The 21,038-nt window shown below is 62.3% G+C and carries 25 protein-coding genes; 13 read left to right on the top strand and 12 right to left on the bottom strand.

The window, feature by feature from the left end:
• The first annotated feature begins 96 nt into the window (after positions 1-96).
• Positions 97-843 carry a WecB/TagA/CpsF family glycosyltransferase gene (locus T8A63_RS05180; protein ID WP_322345174.1) on the top strand — a complete coding sequence of 249 codons (747 nt, stop codon included), beginning with the start codon at positions 97-99 and terminating at the stop codon, positions 841-843.
• 3 nt (positions 844-846) lie between these two features.
• Here the strand turns inward: T8A63_RS05180 and T8A63_RS05175 are convergent, their stop codons facing one another.
• From T8A63_RS05175 to T8A63_RS05160, 4 genes are read right to left on the bottom strand one after another with little or no spacing between them, the layout of a single operon-like run.
• On the bottom strand, positions 847-1,779 hold the full coding sequence (locus T8A63_RS05175) for a glycosyltransferase family A protein (protein ID WP_322345173.1): 933 nt from the start codon (positions 1,777-1,779) through the stop codon (positions 847-849).
• Positions 1,776-3,026: a glycosyltransferase family 2 protein gene (locus T8A63_RS05170; RefSeq protein WP_322345172.1), complete on the bottom strand. Its 1,251-nt coding sequence runs from the start codon at positions 3,024-3,026 to the stop codon at positions 1,776-1,778. The genes T8A63_RS05175 and T8A63_RS05170 overlap by 4 nt, the downstream gene beginning before the upstream one ends.
• Positions 2,911-3,936 carry a GGDEF domain-containing protein gene (locus T8A63_RS05165; protein ID WP_322345171.1) on the bottom strand — a complete coding sequence of 342 codons (1,026 nt, stop codon included), beginning with the start codon at positions 3,934-3,936 and terminating at the stop codon, positions 2,911-2,913. The genes T8A63_RS05170 and T8A63_RS05165 overlap by 116 nt, the downstream gene beginning before the upstream one ends.
• Positions 3,933-4,517, bottom strand: coding sequence for a heme NO-binding domain-containing protein (locus T8A63_RS05160; protein WP_067626538.1), 585 nt, complete (start codon positions 4,515-4,517; stop codon positions 3,933-3,935). Before T8A63_RS05160 ends, T8A63_RS05165 begins: the two co-directional genes overlap by 4 nt.
• A 209-nt stretch (positions 4,518-4,726) precedes the next feature.
• On the opposite strand from T8A63_RS05160, the gene T8A63_RS05155 reads away from it, so the two are divergent.
• The 3 genes from T8A63_RS05155 to T8A63_RS05145 are packed head-to-tail and all read left to right on the top strand — an operon-like array spanning position 4,727 to position 6,096.
• Positions 4,727-4,873 (top strand): hypothetical protein, encoded by a 147-nt coding sequence (locus T8A63_RS05155; RefSeq protein WP_161487393.1) that lies wholly within the window; start codon positions 4,727-4,729, stop codon positions 4,871-4,873.
• Between the two features lie 54 nt (positions 4,874-4,927).
• Complete coding sequence (locus tag T8A63_RS05150) at positions 4,928-5,575, top strand: DUF998 domain-containing protein (protein WP_416153233.1); 648 nt, start codon at positions 4,928-4,930, stop codon at positions 5,573-5,575.
• Positions 5,575-6,096 (top strand): DUF421 domain-containing protein, encoded by a 522-nt coding sequence (locus T8A63_RS05145; protein ID WP_300055617.1) that lies wholly within the window; start codon positions 5,575-5,577, stop codon positions 6,094-6,096. Before T8A63_RS05150 ends, T8A63_RS05145 begins: the two co-directional genes overlap by 1 nt.
• Before the next feature lie 7 nt (positions 6,097-6,103).
• On the opposite strand, the gene T8A63_RS05140 is transcribed toward T8A63_RS05145, so the two are convergent.
• Both T8A63_RS05140 and T8A63_RS05135 read right to left on the bottom strand, forming a co-directional pair.
• On the bottom strand, positions 6,104-6,799 hold the full coding sequence (locus tag T8A63_RS05140) for an HAD family hydrolase (protein WP_322345170.1): 696 nt from the start codon (positions 6,797-6,799) through the stop codon (positions 6,104-6,106).
• Positions 6,790-7,074, bottom strand: coding sequence for a DUF3572 domain-containing protein (locus T8A63_RS05135; RefSeq protein WP_322345169.1), 285 nt, complete (start codon positions 7,072-7,074; stop codon positions 6,790-6,792). Before T8A63_RS05135 ends, T8A63_RS05140 begins: the two co-directional genes overlap by 10 nt.
• Positions 7,075-7,171: 97 nt before the next feature.
• On the opposite strand from T8A63_RS05135, the gene T8A63_RS05130 reads away from it, so the two are divergent.
• The gene (locus T8A63_RS05130; protein WP_322345168.1) at positions 7,172-8,578 is read left to right on the top strand and encodes a diguanylate cyclase; all 1,407 of its coding nucleotides are present in this window, start codon (positions 7,172-7,174) and stop codon (positions 8,576-8,578) included.
• Between the two features lie 399 nt (positions 8,579-8,977).
• On the top strand, positions 8,978-9,904 hold the full coding sequence (locus tag T8A63_RS05125; protein ID WP_067940509.1) for a DMT family transporter: 927 nt from the start codon (positions 8,978-8,980) through the stop codon (positions 9,902-9,904).
• On the opposite strand, the gene T8A63_RS05120 is transcribed toward T8A63_RS05125, so the two are convergent.
• A complete protein-coding gene (locus T8A63_RS05120; RefSeq protein WP_322345167.1) occupies positions 9,840-10,535 on the bottom strand; it encodes a thiamine diphosphokinase in 696 nt (231 codons plus the stop codon). The genes T8A63_RS05125 and T8A63_RS05120 overlap by 65 nt on opposite strands.
• Positions 10,536-10,588: 53 nt before the next feature.
• Here T8A63_RS05120 and T8A63_RS05115 point away from each other — a divergent pair, with 53 nt between their 5' ends.
• Positions 10,589-12,799 carry a hypothetical protein gene (locus tag T8A63_RS05115; protein WP_322345166.1) on the top strand — a complete coding sequence of 737 codons (2,211 nt, stop codon included), beginning with the start codon at positions 10,589-10,591 and terminating at the stop codon, positions 12,797-12,799.
• Positions 12,800-12,858: 59 nt separating this feature from the next.
• Here T8A63_RS05115 and T8A63_RS05110 read toward each other — a convergent pair whose 3' ends face one another.
• From T8A63_RS05110 to nthA, 5 genes are all read right to left on the bottom strand, one after another.
• Positions 12,859-13,086: a DUF2842 domain-containing protein gene (locus tag T8A63_RS05110; protein WP_067626583.1), complete on the bottom strand. Its 228-nt coding sequence runs from the start codon at positions 13,084-13,086 to the stop codon at positions 12,859-12,861.
• A gap of 4 nt (positions 13,087-13,090) precedes the next feature.
• Positions 13,091-14,386 (bottom strand): adenylosuccinate synthase, encoded by a 1,296-nt coding sequence (locus tag T8A63_RS05105; RefSeq protein ID WP_067938637.1) that lies wholly within the window; start codon positions 14,384-14,386, stop codon positions 13,091-13,093.
• Between the two features lie 80 nt (positions 14,387-14,466).
• Positions 14,467-14,793 (bottom strand): nitrile hydratase accessory protein, encoded by a 327-nt coding sequence (locus T8A63_RS05100; protein WP_300055637.1) that lies wholly within the window; start codon positions 14,791-14,793, stop codon positions 14,467-14,469.
• Positions 14,790-15,464 (bottom strand): nitrile hydratase subunit beta, encoded by a 675-nt coding sequence (gene nthB / locus T8A63_RS05095; RefSeq protein ID WP_322345165.1) that lies wholly within the window; start codon positions 15,462-15,464, stop codon positions 14,790-14,792. Before nthB ends, T8A63_RS05100 begins: the two co-directional genes overlap by 4 nt.
• A complete protein-coding gene (gene nthA / locus T8A63_RS05090; protein WP_322345669.1) occupies positions 15,461-16,078 on the bottom strand; it encodes a nitrile hydratase subunit alpha in 618 nt (205 codons plus the stop codon). Before nthA ends, nthB begins: the two co-directional genes overlap by 4 nt.
• 352 nt (positions 16,079-16,430) lie before the next feature.
• Between nthA and secG the strand changes: the two genes are divergently transcribed.
• The 6 genes from secG (at position 16,431) to T8A63_RS05060 (ending at position 20,953) form a co-directional block, all read left to right on the top strand.
• Positions 16,431-16,796 (top strand): preprotein translocase subunit SecG, encoded by a 366-nt coding sequence (secG, locus tag T8A63_RS05085; protein WP_067627076.1) that lies wholly within the window; start codon positions 16,431-16,433, stop codon positions 16,794-16,796.
• A gap of 179 nt (positions 16,797-16,975) precedes the next feature.
• The gene (locus tag T8A63_RS05080; RefSeq protein WP_067627074.1) at positions 16,976-18,619 is read left to right on the top strand and encodes a CTP synthase; all 1,644 of its coding nucleotides are present in this window, start codon (positions 16,976-16,978) and stop codon (positions 18,617-18,619) included.
• A gap of 217 nt (positions 18,620-18,836) precedes the next feature.
• Positions 18,837-19,628: a 23S rRNA (adenine(2030)-N(6))-methyltransferase RlmJ gene (locus tag T8A63_RS05075; RefSeq protein ID WP_322345164.1), complete on the top strand. Its 792-nt coding sequence runs from the start codon at positions 18,837-18,839 to the stop codon at positions 19,626-19,628.
• Positions 19,629-19,631: 3 nt separating this feature from the next.
• A complete protein-coding gene (locus T8A63_RS05070; RefSeq protein WP_322345163.1) occupies positions 19,632-19,925 on the top strand; it encodes a DUF1330 domain-containing protein in 294 nt (97 codons plus the stop codon).
• Between the two features lie 85 nt (positions 19,926-20,010).
• The gene (locus T8A63_RS05065) at positions 20,011-20,448 is read left to right on the top strand and encodes a TerB family tellurite resistance protein (RefSeq protein ID WP_067627069.1); all 438 of its coding nucleotides are present in this window, start codon (positions 20,011-20,013) and stop codon (positions 20,446-20,448) included.
• A 64-nt stretch (positions 20,449-20,512) separates the two neighbouring features.
• Positions 20,513-20,953: a TerB family tellurite resistance protein gene (locus tag T8A63_RS05060; RefSeq protein ID WP_067938626.1), complete on the top strand. Its 441-nt coding sequence runs from the start codon at positions 20,513-20,515 to the stop codon at positions 20,951-20,953.
• Positions 20,954-21,038 lie beyond the last annotated feature (85 nt).

The following is a 21,038-nucleotide window of genomic DNA, read 5'->3' as shown; positions in this document are numbered from 1 at the left end:
GCGTGGTTGATAGATGGCATGTGAAATCAATTACATGAAGCGTGCGCCTTCCCCCCTTGCGCCTGCCTGTGGCAGCCCAAAGGCGGGGCGCGCGGTATGAAGTATGGCAAGGGCGATGCCGCGGTGGTGGTTAATGTGGCAACTAGCGCCGCATTGTTTCAGGCCCTGCGCGCGCGCTTTGCCAAGGGCCAAGGATTCGCGCTTGCCACGCTCAACCTCGACCATCTGACCAAACTGCCCCGCAATGCGGGTTTTGCCGCTGCCTATCATGCGCAGGATCTGATCGTGGCCGATGGCCGCCCCGTTGTCTGGCTGTCGCAACTGGCCAAACAGCCGGTTGCCTTGATGCCCGGCTCTGATCTGATCATCCCGCTTTGTGAATTGGCCGCCGAGCAATCGTTGCCCATCGCGTTCTTCGGCAGTGATGAGGAGGCCCTTCACGGGGCCGCAGCAGCCCTGCGGGCCCGTGTGTCGGGGCTGGAGATTTGCCACATCGCCGCCCCGCCGATGGGCTTTGACCCCGAAAGCGCCGAGGCGGATACCGCCCTGCGCGACATCGCCAAAAGCGGGGCGCGTCTGTGTTTTCTGGCGCTTGGTGCGCCCAAACAAGAGGTCCTCGCCGCGCGCGGGCGTGAGATCGCGCCGGGGGTGGGGTTCGCCTCTGTCGGGGCGGGATTGGATTTTTTGGCCGGGCGGCAGCGCCGTGCGCCGAAATGGATGCGGATGCTGGCTCTGGAATGGTTTTGGCGTGCCCTGCAGAGCCCGGCGCGGATGGTGCCGCGCTATGCGCGCTGTTTCGCGATCCTCCCGCGCTTGACGCTTGAGGCTTGGCGGGCGCGCTAGGCGTCAGCGGTATTCGATGATCCGCCCATCGCGGCGTATGTGGTACTTCAGCACACCTAAGGCTTCGGGGAACTTGCCCAGCAGGGTAAAAAAGCCCCAAGCCGCCCCGCCGCGCCGAATCAACCGCAAGAGTTGCAGTGGGTAGAGCAGCATCAGCCCGACTGCGGCCCATGGCAGCAACAGCGCCAGCAGCAAAATCACCGCAGGCAAAAGCGCACCCCAAAGCAAGGCGCGGCGCGTTTCGGCCACCCAATGGCGATCGGGACCAGCGCCATGCAGCGCGGCCCCTTCGGCAAAGGCGTGACCAGCACGCAGGCTGCGCCGCCACCACTGGCTGAACCGGGTGATCTGCGCGTCATGCCATGTCATCTCGGCCTCGAGCCGCCATATCTGCCAACCCGCCCGGCGCAGCCGCTGGCACAGCTCCGGCTCTTCTCCGGCGATCATCTCTGCCCGGTAGCCACCCACGGCGCGCAGCGCCTCAAGCCGCATCAGTGCATCGCCACCACAGGCGCGCGCCTCGCCCGGCGGCGTGTCCCATTCAGCGTCGACCAGACTGTTGTAAATCGAGGTTTCGGGATGTTCCTCGCGCCGTCTGCCGCAGACCACGGCGAGTTGAGGATGCGCGTTCAGATGGGCCTCAGCCGCCGCCAGCCAACCGTCCCGCAGGATGCAATCGCCATCAAGGAATTGCACCAGCGTGATCTCCTCGCTCAATGCCGCCACGCCCGCATTGCGGGCCCGCGCGGCGGTGAAGGGGTGCTTCATGTCCAACTCGACCACTTCCGCGCCCAGCCCCCGCGCCGCAGCGACGGACCCATCGGTCGAGCCGCTGTCGACATAGACGATCTGTGCCACCTGCCCCGCTAAAGCCTGCAAGGACCGCTCCAGCCGGGCGCCTTCGTTGCGTCCGATGACAACGGCGCCGATGCTCATGCGGCATGCTCATCACGCCAAGCGGCGACATGGGCGCTGTAGCTGTCGGAGGGCACCAGAAAGCCCGCGCGATACAGAAGTTCGACCCGGTTCCAGCGCCGCGCGTCCAGCGAAAAGAGCGAAACATCGGGGTTCTGCCCGATCACCGCCATGCGGCGCGCGTCTTCTCCATGCGCCAGATTGCCCGCGCCCAGCGTCTCGGCATCCCGCGCGGCGGCGTCATTGGCGAACTTGTAGTGTTTGATCACCGCCGTCATATCCGCCACGCGCAGCCCGCAGGACAGATGCGGATGCGGCGCCGGTGTGACCTCTGGCCCGTTGAAGATCAGCGGATGTTTTGTCAGGCAACAGTTCTCTCCAAAGACCTTGCCGCGCACGCCGCCAAAGGCGAACTTCACCGCATCATTGGAGAGATCATTATCGGCAAGCAGCGCGGAGAACGGAATCTCCGGACTGTGGTAGTCGGTTTTGCGCACCGCGCTGATGTCATAATAAAGGAAGGATTGCAGCGCTTGTTTATAGGGCACCCCCGCCGCGGCAGCGAGGCTGGTTTTGGGGAACATCTCAAGCATCTGCGCCATTAAGGCGGTATAGCCCTGCTGTTCGAGATAGGCGGTCAGCCCCTTGATGCCAATCTGGCTGCGCCCTTCGAAATCGAAAATCTCATCCATATCGACATAGAGACACCAGCGATTTCTGCTATAGGTCTGCGCGGGATGCTGGCGGATCAGGTCTTCGTATTCGGCCAGCGGCAGGATGCAGCGATCGATCACCGTGCCTTTTTGCGCTTTGATCCGGGTGATGGTGTCATCGCGCGAGCCGTTGTCGATGAAAACGAAATGCTGCACGCCCATCGCGCGGTAATGGCGAAAGAAGGCGTCGAGGTAATAGCTGCCGTCGCGCACCAAGGCGATCAGCACCACCTCCCCCGGGGCCACGTCCAGTTTGCTCGGCCCGTGCAGATGCTGCAAGGAAGCGGCAAAGCGCGCCCGGCGGCGGGCGTCGTGCAGGCGTTGGCGCAGGCGGCGGAGCAGATGCAGGGGCGATTTCATGCCGTTGTGATACGACAGGCAATCTGCGCGGTCCACTGCCGCCATGGCTTTCTGATCCGCGTGACTGTGCCCCGAGCGATTAGCTGCCACCGTTTTGACCGGGCGCGGCAGCAGGCCCGGCCACCACTCGCAGGGCGGGGTCAAAGAACGTGTGGCGCCCACGGCCAGCATGTTTCGAGGCATAGAGCGCGGCATCTGCATTGGCCAGAACCACCTCACGCGGTTGCCGGTCGCCGCGCTGGATCCAGACCGTGCCGATGCTGGCGGAAACCTTGCAAACTTCCCCCTTGTAGCGGATTGGCTCTTCCAACCGGTCGATGATCCGCTGGCCAATCCGCCGGAGTATGCCCTCGCCCCGGACATCGGGCAGAACCACGGTGAACTCATCCCCGCCCAACCGCACCACCATGTCAGAGCTTCGGGTCTCTTGTTGCATGATCCGGGCGACGACTTGCAGCACATGATCGCCCGCGGCATGGCCCAGACTGTCATTCACCGCCTTGAAGTAGTCGAGATCGACATGCATCACCGCGAACCCCTCTCCTGCAGTGATCAACCGCTCTAGCACCGCGTTCAGCGCGCGGCGGTTTTTCAGCCCCGTCAGCGTATCGGTAAAGGCCTGTTCCTCTGCAGTTATCCGCGCCTCTTGCAGGCGCAGGTTCAGGCGGCGGGAGGCCTCCATCGCGGCTGATTTCGCCTCCATCAGATAGAGCATCTCGATCGCCAGATCGGTGGCGGCGAAATCCGCATTGGTCAATGCATAGTCCTGCACCCCGTCGAAAATCGAAATCCCGAAAGAGAGGTTCACGATCAGCCGCCGATCCCCCAAGGGCACCAGCAGCCCCTTCAGCTCGGTCCGGGGGGAATCGCGAAAAGCGAGGTGCAGCTTTACCCCCGTGGCCCGGTGCAGGTCTTTCATCCCGTCAATCCCGCGGGGCCGCTTAACGGTGACGGTTTCCAGAAAATGCCGCCCCGCCAACGGGGACTGCGGGCGCAGCTTTTGGATCGTCGGCCCGGCGTGGCGGATCTCGCCATTCGCGGACAACAGCAGATGCATCGGACATAGTTTGTCCAGAACCGCCGGATCATGGCACCCTACGCTCATGCCCGCGCCCCAAGCTCAAACCGGCGCCCTTCCGAGAATTCGGCCTCGACCAAAATGATCTTCAGCACCTCGATGCCATCCGATCGCCCACAGTGTTCCAACAGCACCAGCGCGCCATAGTCATCGGCCATGGCCCGCAAGACCCCCATCATAAGGTAGCCATAGCCAACGAGCGGGGCTTCGCAGATCAGGGAATACTGGCCATCGGGGTCTTCGCGCAGTTCGACCCAAGGCAAATGCAGTTCGGATAGGGCAAGGCGCGTCCGGTCCGGCAAATCGTCGAGCGATTGCAAAAAGTCACTGAAGCTCACCCCGCCAAAGCGCAGCAAACGCCGCACAGCCTCATAGCCCGGTTGCGCCACAAGAAAGGTGCCGACGTCTTCCATCACCTCGGCCCGGGGCCGGTCCAGCACGTCGCAGACCGCCTCAAGGACAGCCGGGGTGACGTGATCCGAATAGGTCAGCATCGCCTCAAATTCGGTAAAGTCCAACCCGGCCCGAGAGGCCACCTCGACCCAAAGTCTCTGCCCGTAGTTGGCACAAAAGTAGTTCTGAATGCTGCGGTTGATAAGCCCGTGCATGACTGCCTCATTCCCATTTTTCCCGAGAGCAGATTGCCGTTGCAGTGGTTAAGATTGGCCTGATGAATACAGTTGTCAGGAAATTGCGTCGCCCACCCGGCCACGCCAAGCCCGGAATCGCACCCGGAACCGCCGCCACATTCCGCGCGTTCGGTAATGGAGAGAAGAGGCGACGCCCCGCCTCTCCCCCGCCAGTGAGGAGCATATCCATGAGCGATGATCCCAAACACCCGAAAGACGAAGACAAGACACCGCCCAAGAAACCTCAAAAAGACCTGCACCGCCCCGAGGCCACATTGGACGAAGCCCCCGCAGGAAGCCCCAACGCCGAAGAACGCTCGCGGCTATCGGACTGAGGGTCTGGGTCTGACCTTGGTGTCAGACCTCAAGTAAAAAAAGGGTGTCGAAATATGAGCAATGACGTCACAGCCCCCCGGCAGCACAGCGCGCCGGGGTTTATGATTTGTCTGGGCTGGGTCGCCATCCTTGGCTGTGTGATATTCGCCGTCTCGATCCTGATCGCGGATTTTGTGGTGCCGAATCATGACTGGATTGCCGACACGATCAGCGATTTGGGTGCGGGGCGGTATGAATTTATCGTCGACATCGGCATCTATGCCTTCTCCGCCGCGCTAATTGCCTGTGCCCTGCTTTGTGCCCATGTGCATTTCGGCGATCGGTGGTGGAGCATCGCCACCATTGGCCTTGCCCTTCTGGGGCTCATCGTTTTTCTGGTCGGCGCAAGAAACGAATACGGGGACCGCGATTCCGATGGCGTGGTGATCCATATTTATCTGGTCTACGCGCTCGGGCTGATTATGCTCGCCGTGCCTTGGCTGCTGTCGAAAGGTTTCGCTGATATCTCTGCGTTCCTTGCCAAGGCGCTCAAGGTCATCTCGCTTATGTGGCTGGTCTCTGCCCCGCCGTTCTTCTTCCTGCCCACCGGGATCGACGGCATCTATGAGCGCTATCTGGGGCTGATTGCCATGGCGATGGTGGTGCTTTTGGGGCGGTTCTTTATCCAGCGGGGCAAGGCATTGAACGGGGGGCACGGGTGATGTTCTTCGACCACGTTCCGCTCGATATCCTCGCCCGTGCGCTTTTGCTTTCTGCCATTGCGCTGACTTGGGTGGTCTTTGTGGTCCGCGTGATCGGGCTGCGCACTTTTTCAAAGATGACGGCTTTTGACTTCGTCGCCACGGTCGCCACGGGCTCGCTGCTTGCCGGGGCCTGTCAGGCCACCACTTGGCCAGAGTTTGCGCAGCCGACCTTAGCCATTTCCGCCCTGCTTGGTGCGCAATTCGTCATCGCGCGGATACGGCAAGCCTCTGACCAATTCGAAAAAGTCGTGCAGAACGAGCCTGTGATCCTGATGCGGGAAGGTGAAATTTTCGACGCCGCCCTAAGCGAAACTCGCGTCGCGCGTGCCGACCTGATAGCCAAGCTGCGAGAGGCCAATGCGCTGCGCTTTTTAGACGTGCGTGCCGTTGTGTTGGAGACGACGGGCGATATCTCGGTCCTGCACGGCGATACCCTCGAACAGGAAATTCTCGAGGGTGCGCGGGTGATTAAGGACTAAGCCGACCTTAAATCAAGCGCCCCGGCAAATGGCCGATATCCGGCAAGACCAGATCGGCGTGCGGGGCAAGCTCTTCCGCTGTGGCCGGTCCGGTCAACACCGCGATCCGCCCCATGCCCGCCACGCGCGCGGCTTCCAGATCATGAATGCTATCGCCGACCATCGCGAGGGAGGAGGCCGGCAGGCCCACATGCGCCGCAAAGGCGTGCAATTGCCCCGGCGAGGGCTTGCCCCCGTGCCCACTGTCGAACCCTGCGATGAAGTCGAACATATCAACCACCCCCGCCGCCAGCAGATGTGCCCGCGCAGGGTGTTCCGCATCGTTCGTCGCCACGCCGAGCCGAAGACCCCGGTCGCGGAGCCCTTGCAAAAACGGTCTGAGCGGCACCGCCTCGCGCTGCGGCGCGCGGGCCGCTTCAGCATTGATTAATTCTAGAAGGTCCGAAGGCGGCCGTTCAGGGAAATGCGGGGCCAAGGCATCGACCACCTGCTGCGGCGTGCCAGCGATGGCGATACTGTCCGGGGCAAAGCGGCGGGTGGCAAGGTCAAAGCCAATGTCTGCGCCGACTCGCGCGGCCATTTCACGCTCCCCATCACAGACCCGCAGCAAGAAGGCTTCGGCCCAAGGTTCCCAAGTCGCGGCAAAGTCAAAAAGGGTGCCGTCCTTGTCAAAGAGCAGACCCTTAACGTTTCTTAAGTCCAATGCACCTGCTCCCCACCGGGCAGCGCCGCGCGGGCTTGCATGATCCGTTCATAGGGTATCGACAGATGGTCGCAAAACCCGATGACCCAGGCATCATCCATCATCAGAAAATCCAGCACAGCGCCTAGGAAAATAGGGTCACTGGCCTGTTTCGTTAGGTCCGCTTCGGACGCGCCCGTACTGCCCAGAAACACCGGCAATAGATCATCATTCGCCGCGAGCCAGGCCAGCACCTGAAGCGCCAAGGTTTCGGCGGAGTCTTGGGTATAGGACATTGAAAACCGTCTTTTGCTGAAGGTTGGAAACCCTTTGTTAACCATTAAGGGGCAAAGACAGTCTCATCAAACTGATTTGTACGGTGAAGGAGCTGTCGTGCAAGGGACCATCCTTATTGCAGATGCGATTGCAACCAATCGGATCGCCCTCAAGGTCAAGCTCTGTGCGGCATACTATCACGTCGTGCAGGCAGAGAATATGGAAGAGGCTTTGACCTGCGTGCGGGACAACCCGCCGGATCTGGTGATCTGTGCCCTGACCCTGCCGGGTGGCGGGGCGGCGGACCTATGCCGCGCGCTTAAAGCCTCCGGCGATAGCGCGCAGCTTCCGGTGCTGGCCATCGGCAACGCCGATCAGGCGGTGGATAGGTTCGCCGCGCTCGAAGCGGGGGCGAACGACGTGTTGCTCAAACCGCTTGATTGCACGCTATTGCTGGGCCGGGCGCGCAGCCTCATCCGTGCCCGCAATGCGGCTGACGAATGGGAAATGCGCGATGATACGTCACGCGCGCTTGGGTTGGCGGAACCCGCGGCTCAATTTACGGCGGAATTCACAGCCCGCAGCCACTGTGTGATCATCCATTCCGACAGCGCGATGAGCGTGAATTGGGCCAAACACCTCCGCCCCCAACTGCGCGCGCGCCTCACCCTCGCCAACCCGGAGGAGGCCATTCGCGCCGCCGCCGCAAACGGGCCGCCAGACGCCTTTGTATTGGTCCTGCCTCAAGATCCCGTGCCTGCCACGGCGGCTCTGCGCCTGATCTCGACGCTACGCGCCAATGCGCAAACCCGCCATACCGGGCTGCTGGTGGTGCAACTGGCCCCGGATGCGGCGCTTGCTGCCACTGCCCTAGATCTGGGGGCAGACGATCTGATGACCGAAGGCTTCAACCCCGCGGAAATGGCCCTGCGTCTTCATGCGATCTTGCGGCGCAAACGGATGACGGACCAACTTCGCGATACGGTACGCACAGGGCTGAAGGCTGCCGTTTTCGACCCTCTGACGGGGCTGCACAATCGCCGCTATGCCCTGCCCCATCTGGATCACATCGCGGAACATGCCCTTGAAACCGCCCGCCCTTTTTCGGTGATGGTCGCCGATCTGGATCATTTCAAAGGCATCAATGACCGCTATGGCCATGCCGCGGGGGATTCGGTGCTGGTGCAAACGGCGGAACGGCTGCGCAACAATCTGCGCGGCATGGACCTTGTCGCGCGGATTGGCGGGGAGGAATTCCTTATCGTCATGCCGGGGACCAACCTTGCGGATGCCGAAAAAACGGCGGCGGCGATCTGTGCCGATATCGGCAATCGCGGCTTCGTCGTTCCCGGCACTCCCCTACCGATCCATGTGACCATCAGCATCGGTCTCTCCGTCGGCCCGATGGAAGAAGAGGGCCGCCCGCTATCCTCGGAAGCGTTGATGGCTCAGGCGGATCAGGCCCTCTACGCTGCGAAAACCCACGGTCGAAACCGGGTGAACCTGAGCCGCCCCGCGGCTTGAACCTGAGGCCCAGAACGAAACCAGGACCAAAGGCGCCGGACGCCCTTCTGTCGGGCAAGTGTCAGTCGCATTCGCGGCGCCGGTTGCGTTTAGGACAAGACGAAAGTCCTTTTGGGAGTACTAGGATTGCATAGTGCACTGACCACCGCCGGGTCTTCGTAAGCAGGCAATCGCAATCAACGTCCCCTTCGATGCCGTTCCTTTGCCAACCTTCCACCCGCATCCGACCTCTGCCTCTGCCTCTGCCTCTGCCTCTGCCTCTGCCTCTGCCTCTGCCTCTGCCTCTGCCTCTGCCTCTGCCTCTGCCTCTGCCTCTGCCTCTGCGAAAAGGACGCGATACAAATGAGCCAGCCTCAACCAAAGATTGCATTAAACACAAACCTTCCTTAGCGTAACGCAATGCAACAGGATCGGCCCCTTATCGGAATAGCCCTGATGATGGGCTTCTGCATCGTAGCGCCCGTGGGCGATGCGGTGGCCAAGCTACTGGGCGCTTCGGTCCCCTTGGGACAGGTGGTGCTGCTCCGCTTCGCCCTTCAGGCACTGATCCTGATTCCGATCGTATGGTACTCTGGCCGCGTCTGGCACATGCGCGGGCGGGTGTTTCGGCTGACCCTTCTGCGCACCCTGCTGCATATGGCGGGCATCGCCGCCATGTTCACCGCGTTGAAATACCTGCCCCTCGCCGATGCCGTTGCCATTGCTTTCGTCATGCCATTTTTCATGTTGCTGCTCGGCAAACTCATCTTAAAGGAAGAGGTCGGCCCAAGACGTTTGGGCGCGAGCATCGTTGGGTTTCTCGGTACGCTTCTCATCGTGCAGCCGAGTTTCGTGAACGTCGGCTGGCCCGCGCTGCTGCCGATCGTCGTGGCGGTCGTCTTTTCTTTCTTCATGCTGGTCACCCGTCAGATCGCCAAGGAGACGGACCCGATCAGCCTGCAAGCGGTGAGCGGGGTGATGGCTGTCGTGATGATCCTGCCGTTGCTGGCGCTCGGCGCCATCACGGAGTTCGCGCCTTTGCAGATCATACAACCCGATGCCTTCGACTGGACCCTGCTGCTCGGCATCGGGGTTCTCGGTACGATCGCGCATCTGCTGATGACATGGTCCTTGCGCTTTGCCCCATCGGCCACATTGGCGCCGATGCAATATCTTGAAATCCCCTTCGCCACGCTGCTTGGTTTGCTCATCTTCTCCGACCTGCCCAATCCGCTCGCAGGTTTGGGCATTCTGATCAGCGTCAGCGCGGGTCTTTACGTGATCATGCGCGAGCGGGCCACGGCGCGTGATCTGGCCGCAGCAGTTGCGCCGCCAATGGCGCCATAAGACGACGCGGCAGGATCAGCAGCATATCGGGGCCGTCCATCTCAAGCGCGACGGGCCCTAGGGCGCGGTTCGACGTGCCAACCCGGCCACCGGGCGCAAAATCCAGCCCGTCAATCGGCCATTCCAATCCACGGCTGCGCCCCATCACCGGCGCCAATGGCATGAGAGAGACCACATCCCCCGCCTCCGTCGGTAGGGTGATGCGCGGCGGCGCGAGCAGCACGATCTCATGCGCGCCCAACAAGATGCAGGGCCGATCCGGATAGGTGGCGAGCGTATTGAAAGCCGCAAGCTGATGATCCAGCCGCGCCCCGGTAAAACCAACCCCCAGCACCAGCGGCGCGTCGATCCGGGTCAGCGCCTTGTCGAAATCCGTGCTCTCTTGCTCGGCGATCCGGTGACACCGCTCTGATGGGATCCGTGCCAACACCTCTGCCGGGGCGGAATCGAAATCGCCGATGACCGCCGCCAATTCCACCCCCGCCGCCAGAGCCAGCGCGGCGCCGCTGTCGGCCGCAACGCAGGTGGGTGCCAGCGTCAGTGCAGCGCCGATGTCTCCTCCAAAGACCTCTCCGCCGCCAAGCAGCGTGACTGGTTTGTGGTCCCGCACGATATGGTCTGAAGTGGTCAATTAGTGCCCCTTTTGGAAATCTGCCTTAATCTTGCCTTGAAATCATACGTTGAATGGCACAGATTCGAGCCGCTTTGGTCTTGGACATCGTGGTAAACGATACCTGCAACACCGCAGAGGACGAGCATCCGATGATGAACAGCAACAAAATCTTGACGGTCTCCTATGGCACTTTTTCGTGCACGCTGGAAGGCTTCGACGATTCCTTCGGCACCATGAAGGCCATTGCCGAGTATTTCCGCGATCTGGCCTCGGATGACCGTTACTTCGGTGCCGAGCCACCACAACCGGATGCTGAGATGCTCACCCGGATCGCGCAGCGCGAAGTCTCCCGCCGGGTGCAAGCCCGTGAGCAGGAAGGCAAGATCGTGCTGAGTGCGCTGGAGAACCAAAGCGCCGAGGCTCCGGCCCAAGCGCCCCCGGCAGCAGCAGCCCCCGCCGCAGCCGCAGCCGCTCCGGCTCAGGCCGAAACCGCAGCGCCGCAAGCACCCGCCGCGGCAGAGCCTGCGCCTGTGCAAGAAGAAACGCCAGCCCCCCTTAAGGCTGAGATCGCCGACACCGCCGCCGTGGAAGCCACAGCAGCAGCCGAACCTCAGATCGCTGAAGCCGTCGAAAAGGCGGAGCCCGCCCCTGCCGCCGAGTCTGCACCGGCAGCCGAAGCAGAGGAAGAAGACACCAGCGACGCCGAGGCGTTCTTTGCCGCCAGCCCGCAGCCGCAGTCCCACTACGAGGATGAAGCGCAGGCCGCCAGCGTCGAAGAGATCCCCGCCGCAAGCGCCGCCCCCGCCGACAGCATCGCCGCCAAATTGCAGCGCATCCGCGCCGTGGTCGCCCAGCAGGACGAGGATGAGGCCGCAAGCTACGACGAGGAAGAAGCAGCCGCGCCCCAAGTGGCCCGTGCCACCGCCGAAACGCAGGTCGAATCCGAAGAGAGCCAAGCCGCCATCGACGCCGCACGTCGCGACATCGAAGATGCGCTGGACGCCGATGAAGCCACAGAGATGGCGCAAGACGAAGCGGAAGAGGACGACGACGATCTCGCTGACATCCTCAACCGTCTTGAGGCCGAAGAAGAATACGAAGCAGAAGTCGCCGAGACGGATGAGAGCCTGTTCGACGCAGAGGACGAAGAGGAACCTAAAGCCGAAGCCGCACCGGAGATCGACGCCGCCGACCTGCCCCGCAAAGGGCGCGTGATCAAGGTCAAACGCGCAGATCTCGAAGCAGCCGTGGCCCGGGGCGATCTGGAAGAAGTCTCTGACCCGGCACCGCAAGAGGCACCCGCCGCGCAAGCCGAGGAAGCGCGCAGCTCTTCGCTGTCGCCCGAGGATGAAGACGAACTGGCCCGCGAATTGGCCGCGTTGGAGGCCGAACTTGGCGCGTCCACCCCGGCAGAGGCCGAGGAAAGGCCCGCCCCCGCGGTCGAGATGACCGAGCCGGAAGCCGCGCCTGTTGAAGACGAACCCGCAGGCGAAGAGCCCGAAGAGGTTAAAGCCGCAGAGCCAGAACCAGCAGAGGTTGAAGCCGCAGCGGAACAGATCGAAGAGCAAGCCGAGCCTGCGCAAGCGGCCCGTCACAGCCTGCCCACCATCGACGATGAGACCGGCCCCGACATGTCGCGTCTGATGGCGGAAACCGACAGCAAGATGGACGAGGCCGAAAGCACCACGCGCCGCGATGCCTTTGCCCATCTTCGCGCCGCCGTCGCCGCGAAGAAAGCCGATGAGGCGATGGGTGGCCGCGCCACCACCGCGACCTCGGATGACGCCTACCGCGAAGACTTGGCCGATGTGGTCCGTCCGCGCCGCCCCGTGAGCCGTTCGGCCCGGACCGAGCGGCCAAAGGCCGACGCCCGTTCTGCTCCGCTGAAACTGGTAGCCGAGCAGCGCATCGACGTCGACAAGCTGCGCAGCGCGGGCCCCGTGCGTCCGCGCCGTGTGGCGGCCGTGGTCGAGCCGGTCAAAACCAACCCCGATGCCGAAAGCTTTGCCGATTTCGCCGCTGACATGGGCGCCACCAAACTGCCCGAACTGCTTGAAGCGGCAGCGTCTTACATGTCCTTTGTCGAGGGGCGCGACCAATTCTCGCGCCCGCAGTTGATGGGCAAGGTCCGCTCGATCGGACTGCCGGACTTCACCCGCGAAGACGGACTACGCTCCTTCGGTCAACTGCTGCGCGCAGGCAAGATCGAGAAAATCAAAGGCGGCCGGTTCACCGTTTCGGATGAGATTGGCTACCGCCCCGATCACCGCGCCGTGGGTTAAACCCCCGACCAAAGTGCAGATACGAAAAAGCGCCCCGCGGGGCGCTTTTTTATTGCGTGTTACTGGTCGTCGTCCGCGTCCGGGTCCGCCTGTCCGATGCCTTTAAAGACAAATTTGAACGGCAGCGCCCAGACGATGCCAAGGGCAACATAGATGCCAAGCTCAAGCAGCACCGGCGGGCGGTCGAATTGGGCCACCGTCCAGACCGCCACCGCGATATAGCTTGGCAGCCCGATCAGCAGGATCACCAGCGCCCAACGGCGACGTGCTTTGTAGCTCAGCGCCATCAGATCAGTCCGCGAAAGGGTCGGTCACCAGAATGGTGTCCTCCCGCTCTGGCGAGGTGGAGACGAGTGCGACGGGGCATTGGATCAACTCTTCGACCCGGCGCACATATTTGATCGCATTGGCGGGCAGATCGGCCCAACTGCGCGCGCCTTCGGTCGATTCGGACCAGCCCGGCAGTTCTTCGTAGACGGGCACACAACGCGCCTGCTGTTCGGCGGCGGTCGGCAGATAGTCGAGCCGCTCACCGTCCAGATCATAGCCGACGCAGACCTTCAGCGTCTCGAACCCATCAAGCACGTCAAGCTTGGTCAGGCAGATGCCGGTGATGCCCGAGGTGGCGCAGGTCTGGCGCAGCAGGGCCGCGTCGAACCAGCCGCAGCGGCGCTTGCGCCCGGTGGTGGTGCCGAACTCATGGCCCCGCTCACCCAAACGTTGGCCGTCTGCGTCTTCCAACTCTGTCGGGAACGGGCCTTCGCCGACGCGGGTGGTATAGGCTTTGACGATGCCCAGCACATAGTCGATGGCGGTGGGGCCAAGGCCCACGCCGGTCGCCGCCTGCCCTGCGATCACGTTCGACGACGTGACAAAGGGATAGGTGCCAAAGTCGATGTCGAGCAGCGCGCCCTGCGCCCCTTCGAAGAGGATGCGCTTGCCCGCTTTGCGCTTTTCGGCCAGCACTTTCCAAACGGGTGCGGCGAAAGGCAGAATTTTCGGAGCGATTTCTTGCAGTTGTGCAATCAGCGCGTCGCGGTCGATGGCTTCAACGCCCAAGCCCTTGCGCAGCGGATCGTGGTGCTGCAGCGCCCGGTCGACGCGGGCCTCCAGCGTGGCAGGATCAGCCAGATCGGCCACGCGGATGGCGCGGCGGCCCACTTTGTCCTCGTAGCACGGCCCGATGCCGCGGCCAGTGGTGCCGATCTTGGTGCCCTTGCTGGCCGCTTCTTCGCGGGCGCGGTCAAGTTCGCCGTGGAACGGCAGGATCAGCGGCGTGTTTTCCGCGATCATCAGGTTCTCGGGGTTGATCTCAACACCCTGCCCTTCGATCGTCTCAATTTCTTTCAGCAGATGCCACGGGTCCAGCACCACGCCATTGCCGATGACAGACAGCTTGCCACCGCGCACCACGCCCGAAGGCAGCGCATGCAGCTTGTAGACCTTGCCGTCGATGACCAGAGTGTGGCCCGCGTTATGCCCGCCTTGAAAGCGCGCGATCACATCGGCGCGTTCGCTGAGCCAGTCAACGATCTTGCCTTTTCCCTCGTCACCCCATTGGGCGCCGACAACGACGACATTGGCCATGATATATTCCTTTGCGATGTCCCGCGCCCGTATAGCGACAGTGGCAGGCGTGTGAAACTCGAAAAAACGCGGGAGGGGATTTAGACGCTCGGCCCCGCCTTCAGATGCACCGGCGCGCCGTGTGGCGTGCTGAGATAGGCGGCCTCCCACCCGTCGCGCAGACTGCGCAGATCACCGGGGCGGGCATGGCCTGCGTCGATCAGCAGGGTTTCGAGGGTTTCCAGCCAAGCGTTGAAGTAGTCCTCTCCGCCGTTCAACTCTCGCCTTAGCCCATGCCGTGCCAAAGTCGCGCCAAAGCGGTCGGCCCAAAAGGGCCAATCGAAAAGACCACTCTCGTTCAGATGCACCGTCAGCGCGAAGAGATGCGCGTGCCATGGCGCCTCAAAGACGGGTTCCGGGGCGCTCATGGGGCCTCCAGATAGCTTTGCCACAGGTCGAGCACGACCTCATCGCGGGGGTGTTCGGGATGCGCCCAAAGCTCAGAGGCCGGAAAGGCTACGGCATAAAGCGGCTCAGGGGCTTCGCCCAGATCATGGGCGTTGCTGTCGGGCAAGACATGCGTGCCATGCAGCCGCAGCACCCGGCCCTTCGCGCCCGCGGCATAGGCGGGCAGCCGGGTGTGGCCGCCCGGAACAATTGTGTTTTCAGGCTGCTTGCGGGTGACGACCGCATCGCCGGGCGCAAAGATCGCCGCGATGTCAGAGGGGCGATCCGCCGGGCCGCCACGGGCCAGCACCCCAGCCACCTGCGGCGCCTTTAGCGCTTTTTCCGCCAGCGGGCTGGGCGCAGGATCGGCCTTGCCCGCCAGTTCCTCACGGCTGACCACCCCGCGGGCGACCAACATATCGGCCACCCCGGCGATCCACTTCTCATAATAGCTGAACCGCATGTAATCGGTGGGGGCGAGACATTCGCGGGCATGGCGCGACACGTCGATGTTCCATTTGCCTAAGGTGCCGGTGGCCAAGGTCAGCGCCAGCGCGCGGCGGTGCCACTCGGCGTGAAAGATCACGTCTTCGGCCTCGGGCGTGACCGGGCCATCGCCGAAACGCCCGCCCATATCATGCACGCGGGTCATTGCGCTTTGGCCAATCCGGTGCCGATCATACTGTCGCGGGTGACAAGGTCGGCCAACGCCGCGACATCCATGCCCTCGCTCCCCGACGGGCGCTGCGGGATCACCAGATAGCGCACCTCTGCCGTTGAATCCCAGACCCGTACGGCTGTCCCCTCGGGCAGTTCGACGCCGAATTCATCCAGCACCTTGCGCGGTTCGCGCACCACGCGGGCGCGGTAGGCATCGGATTTATACCAGCCCGGTGGGATGCCCAAAAGCGGCCATGGGTAGCAGGAGCACAGAGTGCAGACGACGATATTATGCACCTTATCCGTATTTTCGACCGCGACCATATGCTCGCCCTGCCGCCCGAAGAACCCCATCTCGGCCACTACGGCGGTCGCATCCTTGAGCAGCGCCGCGCGGAAATCACGATCGCTCCACGCGCGGGCGACGACCTCAGCCCCGTTGCGCGGGCCGATGCGGTTCTCATAGGTGTCGATGATCTCATCCAATGCGGCGGGGTCAATCAGCCCCTTGGCGGTCAGCAGCGTTTCCAGCGCCTTGACCCTAAGCGCAGGGTCAGGCGGCAGCAGGGCATGGGAGTGGTCGTGGTCTGAATGATCATGAGGCATGGCGGCAGACTGCCCCAGAGGGGATCGGCTGTCCATCGCCGATCAGGGCAATCCCTTCATTTCTCTGCAAAGAAAATGGGCGAATTTGACCGCATTTCATGCTATAGTATTCCTACGAAGCGAGTCTGCACCACCTTAATTCCAGGATAACCCTCTTACATATTGTGGTTGAGTACTGCTTCAAAAGACCGTCGCCCCCATGCGGCGGTCTTTGCTCGTGCCGCGCGTCCGACTGGCGCCCCCTCCCCGCTTTTCACCCCGGTCCGATCGCTGCTCGGCGGCAATCCACCCTTGCCCCCATGGGCAAAGACGAATAGATACCCGCCAACCAAAACCGAAAGCTGTCGTACCCATGGAAAATGTCGTTCTGATCATTCACCTGATTCTGGCCCTCGGCCTGATCGCCGTGGTACTGCTGCAACGGTCTGAGGGCGGTGGCCTTGGCATGGGTGGTGGCGGCGGCGGTGCCGTTTCGGGCCGCTCTGCCGCGACGGCACTGGGCAAGGTGACATGGATCCTTGCCGCTGGTTTCATCGCCACCTCGATCACGCTGACCATCATCGCGGCGGAAAAATCCGCAGGCTCGTCGGTCATCGACCGGCTGAGCGCGACACCGCCCGCCCAGAACCAAGATGGCAGCCCTGCTCTGCCTGCGGGCGACGATCTGCTGCCGCCTTCCGCGGATGGCAACTCACCGCTGGTCCCTGCGGCCGATTAAGCTAACGAACACAAAACCTTGAGGCACGGCCTTGTTCCGCAACTGCATGTTGCGGCAGGCCTTGCCTCACACGCACGAATCCTGTAAGGCTTAAATCCCGTGGTGCTGCGGTTTTCCGCAGCGCGTTTGGCTGGTTTTTGCCTGCAACAAACTTTGATTTCACGGGGGTCTCCGATCACATGGCACGCTATATCTTCATCACAGGCGGTGTGGTCTCGTCGCTGGGCAAGGGTCTGGCCTCGGCGGCCTTGGGCGCCTTGCTTCAGGCACGCGGTTTTTCGGTTCGTCTGCGCAAGCTGGACCCCTACCTGAACGTCGACCCCGGCACGATGTCGCCATTTGAACATGGCGAAGTCTTCGTCACCGATGATGGCGCGGAAACCGATCTTGATCTTGGGCACTATGAGCGCTTCACGGGCGTGGCCGCGCGGAAAACCGACAGCATTAGTTCGGGCCGGGTCTATTCCACCGTGCTGGAGAAAGAACGCCGCGGCGACTATCTGGGAAAGACCATTCAGGTTATCCCCCACGTCACCAATGAAATCAAAGACTTCATCGATATCGGCGATGATGAGGTCGATTTCATGCTCTGCGAAATCGGCGGCACCGTGGGCGATATCGAAGGTCTGCCCTTCTTTGAAGCGATCCGCCAGTTCAGCCAAGACAAGCCGCGCGGGCAGTGTATTTTCATGCACCTCACGCTGCTGCCCTACGTCAAAGCCAGCGGCGAATTGAAGACCAAGCCGACGCAGCACTCGGTCAAAGAGCTGCGCTCCATCGGCATCGCGCCTGACATTCTGGTCTGCCGGTCCGAGGGCCCGATCCCCGCGAAAGAACGCGAGAAACTGGCGCTCTTCTGCAACGTGCGCCCGGATTCGGTGATCGCCGCGCAAGACCTTAAATCGATCTACGAAGCGCCCTTGGCCTACCACCGCGAGGGGCTGGATCAGGCGGTTCTGGATGCCTTCCAGATCACCCCTGCCCCCAAGCCGAACCTGCGCCGTTGGGAAGACGTGGCCGACCGCATCTACAACCCCGAAGGCGAAGTCAAAGTCGCCATCGTCGGCAAATACACCCAGCTTGAAGACGCCTATAAATCCATCGCCGAGGCGCTGACCCATGGCGGCATGGCCAACCGGGTCAAGGTTAACGTGGAATGGGTCGACGCCGAGATTTTCGACAGCGAAGACCCCGCGCCGCATCTTGAAGGTTTCCACGCGATCCTCGTCCCCGGCGGCTTTGGCGAGCGTGGCACCGAAGGTAAGATCAAGGCCGCGCAATATGCCCGTGAGCATAAGGTCCCCTACCTCGGTATCTGCCTTGGCATGCAGATGGCGGTGATCGAAGCCGCGCGAAACGTGGCCGGACTGAAATCTGCGGGGTCAGAAGAGTTTGACCATGAGGCAGGCAAAAAGCGTTTCGAGCCGGTGGTTTATCACCTGAAAGAATGGGTGCAGGGCAACCACAAGGTGGCGCGGAAGGTCGATGACGACAAAGGCGGCACCATGCGTTTGGGCGCCTATGACGCGACGCTGGCCGAAGGCTCGCGCGTGGCCGAAGCCTATGGCACCACCACGATCGATGAACGTCACCGTCACCGTTATGAGGTCGACATCGCCTATAAGGAACAGCTTGAGAAGGCAGGGCTGAAATTCTCGGGCATGTCGCCGGATGGCAAGCTGCCAGAGATCGTGGAATGGTCGGATCACCCGTGGTTCATCGGGGTGCAGTTCCACCCCGAGCTGAAGTCAAAGCCGTTTGATCCGCATCCCCTTTTCAAGGATTTCGTGCGCGCCGCGAAGGATGTGTCGCGGTTGGTATAAGATTGAAGGCCCGAGCGTTAAACGCCGGGCCTTTTTTCTGTCTGGCAGCCATCACAAGGCCCGGAATCAAGCCGCAGGCGCCGGGCCATCGTTTGCCCGCCCGCCACGCCGTAGGCGTGCCATCATGCATCCCGCGCACCTGCGGTGCGACGGGTAGGCAATGGCACTCTCCGCTCTTTCGCGTTGCACCCGCCGACCACTCCGCTACAGCTAGACCATGCTGAGCTATCAACACATCTATCACGCCGGAAACCTAGCAGACGTGCAGAAACACGCGCTTTTGGCGTGGATGCTGTCGTATCTCACCCGCAAGGACAAACCGCTCACCTATCTGGAAACCCACGCAGGCCGGGCGCTCTATGACCTGTCGGATGCGGCGGCCGAAAAGACCGGCGAAGCGCGGCAGGGCATCGACAAGGTGGCCGGTTGGTTCGCCCCCGATCACCCCTATTCCCAAGTCTTGCAAGACCTGCGCGAGACCCACGGCCCCCGCGCCTATCCCGGCTCACCTCTGCTGGCTGCGAAACTGCTGCGCCCCGATGACCGCATCCATCTGGCCGAGTTGCACCCGCAAGAGCACAGCGCGCTTGATCTGGCGATGTCGCCCTACCCGGTGAAATGCCACCTCAGCGACGGGTTCGAGATGGCCTTTGCTCTCACCCCACCGACGCCGCGCCGGGGGATGCTGCTGATTGATCCCTCCTATGAGATCAAGACCGATTACGAAACCATTCCGCGCCAGATCGCCAAGCTTAACCGCGCGTGGAACGTCGGGATCATCGCCCTGTGGTATCCGATCCTGACCAACCGCGCGCATGTACCCATGCTCGACACGCTCACCGCCAACCACTCCGATGCGCTGCGCCACGAAGTGCGCTTCCCGCCTGCGCGCCCCGGTCACGGCATGGTCGGCTCGGGCATGTTCGTGATCAATCCCCCCTACGGGCTGGAAACTGAGGCGCAGAACCTCACCGCCCGTTTCGCCACTTTGACCCAACAGGAGAGATAACAGATGCCAAAGGGCTATTGGATCGCCACAATGGATATCCACGACACTGCGATTTATGATAAATACCGCGCCGCCAATGCCAAACCTTTTGCGGATTATGGCGCGCGTTTCCTCGTCCGCGGCGGCACTCAGCAAGTCCGCGAAGGCCAGATGCGCGCCCGCACTGTTGTCTTGGAATTCGACAGCTATGCCGACGCGGTCGCCTGCTATGAAAGCCCCGGCTACCAGCGTGCCAAAGACATCCGCCTGAACGTGGCCAATGGGTCTTTGGTGATCGTCGAAGGCTATGACAACTAAATCCATGCGGACCATTGCAGGAACCAGCGCGCCCCACGCGCAGTTTCCTCTATGGCGACCCTGTTTCCTGCGATAAGTGAGCCCCATGCTGAACCGACTGTTCCCCCGCCGTAAGGCACAGCCGAAACCTTTGCCGCAGCCCAATGCCCAACTGGCACTGGGCGCGCTTTTGGTGCGTGTGGCCTTTGCGGATCGTAACTACCGCGCCTCTGAGATCGGCCAGATCGACCAGATTCTGGCGCGGACCTTTGGATTGAAACCGATTGAGGCCGCCAAGCTGCGCGCCACGTGCGAGGCGCTGGAACGTGACGCCCCCGGCACGCCTGAGTTCACACGCATCCTGCGCGAAGAGGTCGACTATGCCGACCGCAAAGCACTGGGTGAGGCGATGTGGCAGGTGGCCCTGTCGGATGGCGCGCGCAATGATGATGAGGAAATCCAACTTGTCGCCATCGAAACCGCGCTTGGCCTATCGGATGAGGATATGGCCGCAGCCCGCGCCAACGCCTTGAATACGCTCTGACAATCCCTTTCACACCGGGGAGAGGCTTGCCGGCTTCTTTCCGCAGCAGGATGATAACGCACATATGTTTGGTGACTTTCTCAAACGGCTGACCCAGCCCGAACCCGACCCATTGGCCGACAATGATGCCCGTCTCGCGCTGACCGCGCTTTTGGTCCGCATCGCCCGGTCCGACAATGACTACGCGATGAGCGAACGGCGCTTGATCGACCGGATCGCGGCTGAACGCTACGGCCTGAATGAGGCTGACGCCACCGCCCTGCGCGAAGAAGCCGAGGCGCTTGAGGCGCAAGCCCCCGACACTGTGCGCTTTACCCGCGCGATCAAAGACGCGGTGCCCTATGAGCGTCGGCTAGAGGTGATCGAGGCGCTTTGGCAGGTGGTTTTGGCCGACGGCAGCCGCTCTGACGAAGAAGACGCGCTGCTGCGGTTGGTGTCGAACCTATTGGGCGTCACCGATACCGACAGCGCCATGGCGCGCCAGCGTGTTGCCAAGGAAAGCTGACCTAGCGTCAGCACCGGTGCTGCGGTGCAACGCGGGCCAAACTCTGCGTTGCAATTTCTGTCGATTCGTCGCTTTATAGCGCACT

This window comes from Sulfitobacter sp. OXR-159 (assembly GCF_034377145.1).
Classification (GTDB): domain Bacteria; phylum Pseudomonadota; class Alphaproteobacteria; order Rhodobacterales; family Rhodobacteraceae; genus Sulfitobacter.
The sequence above is the reverse complement of the archived record's forward strand: the minus strand, read 5'-3'. Positions and strand labels throughout refer to the sequence as shown.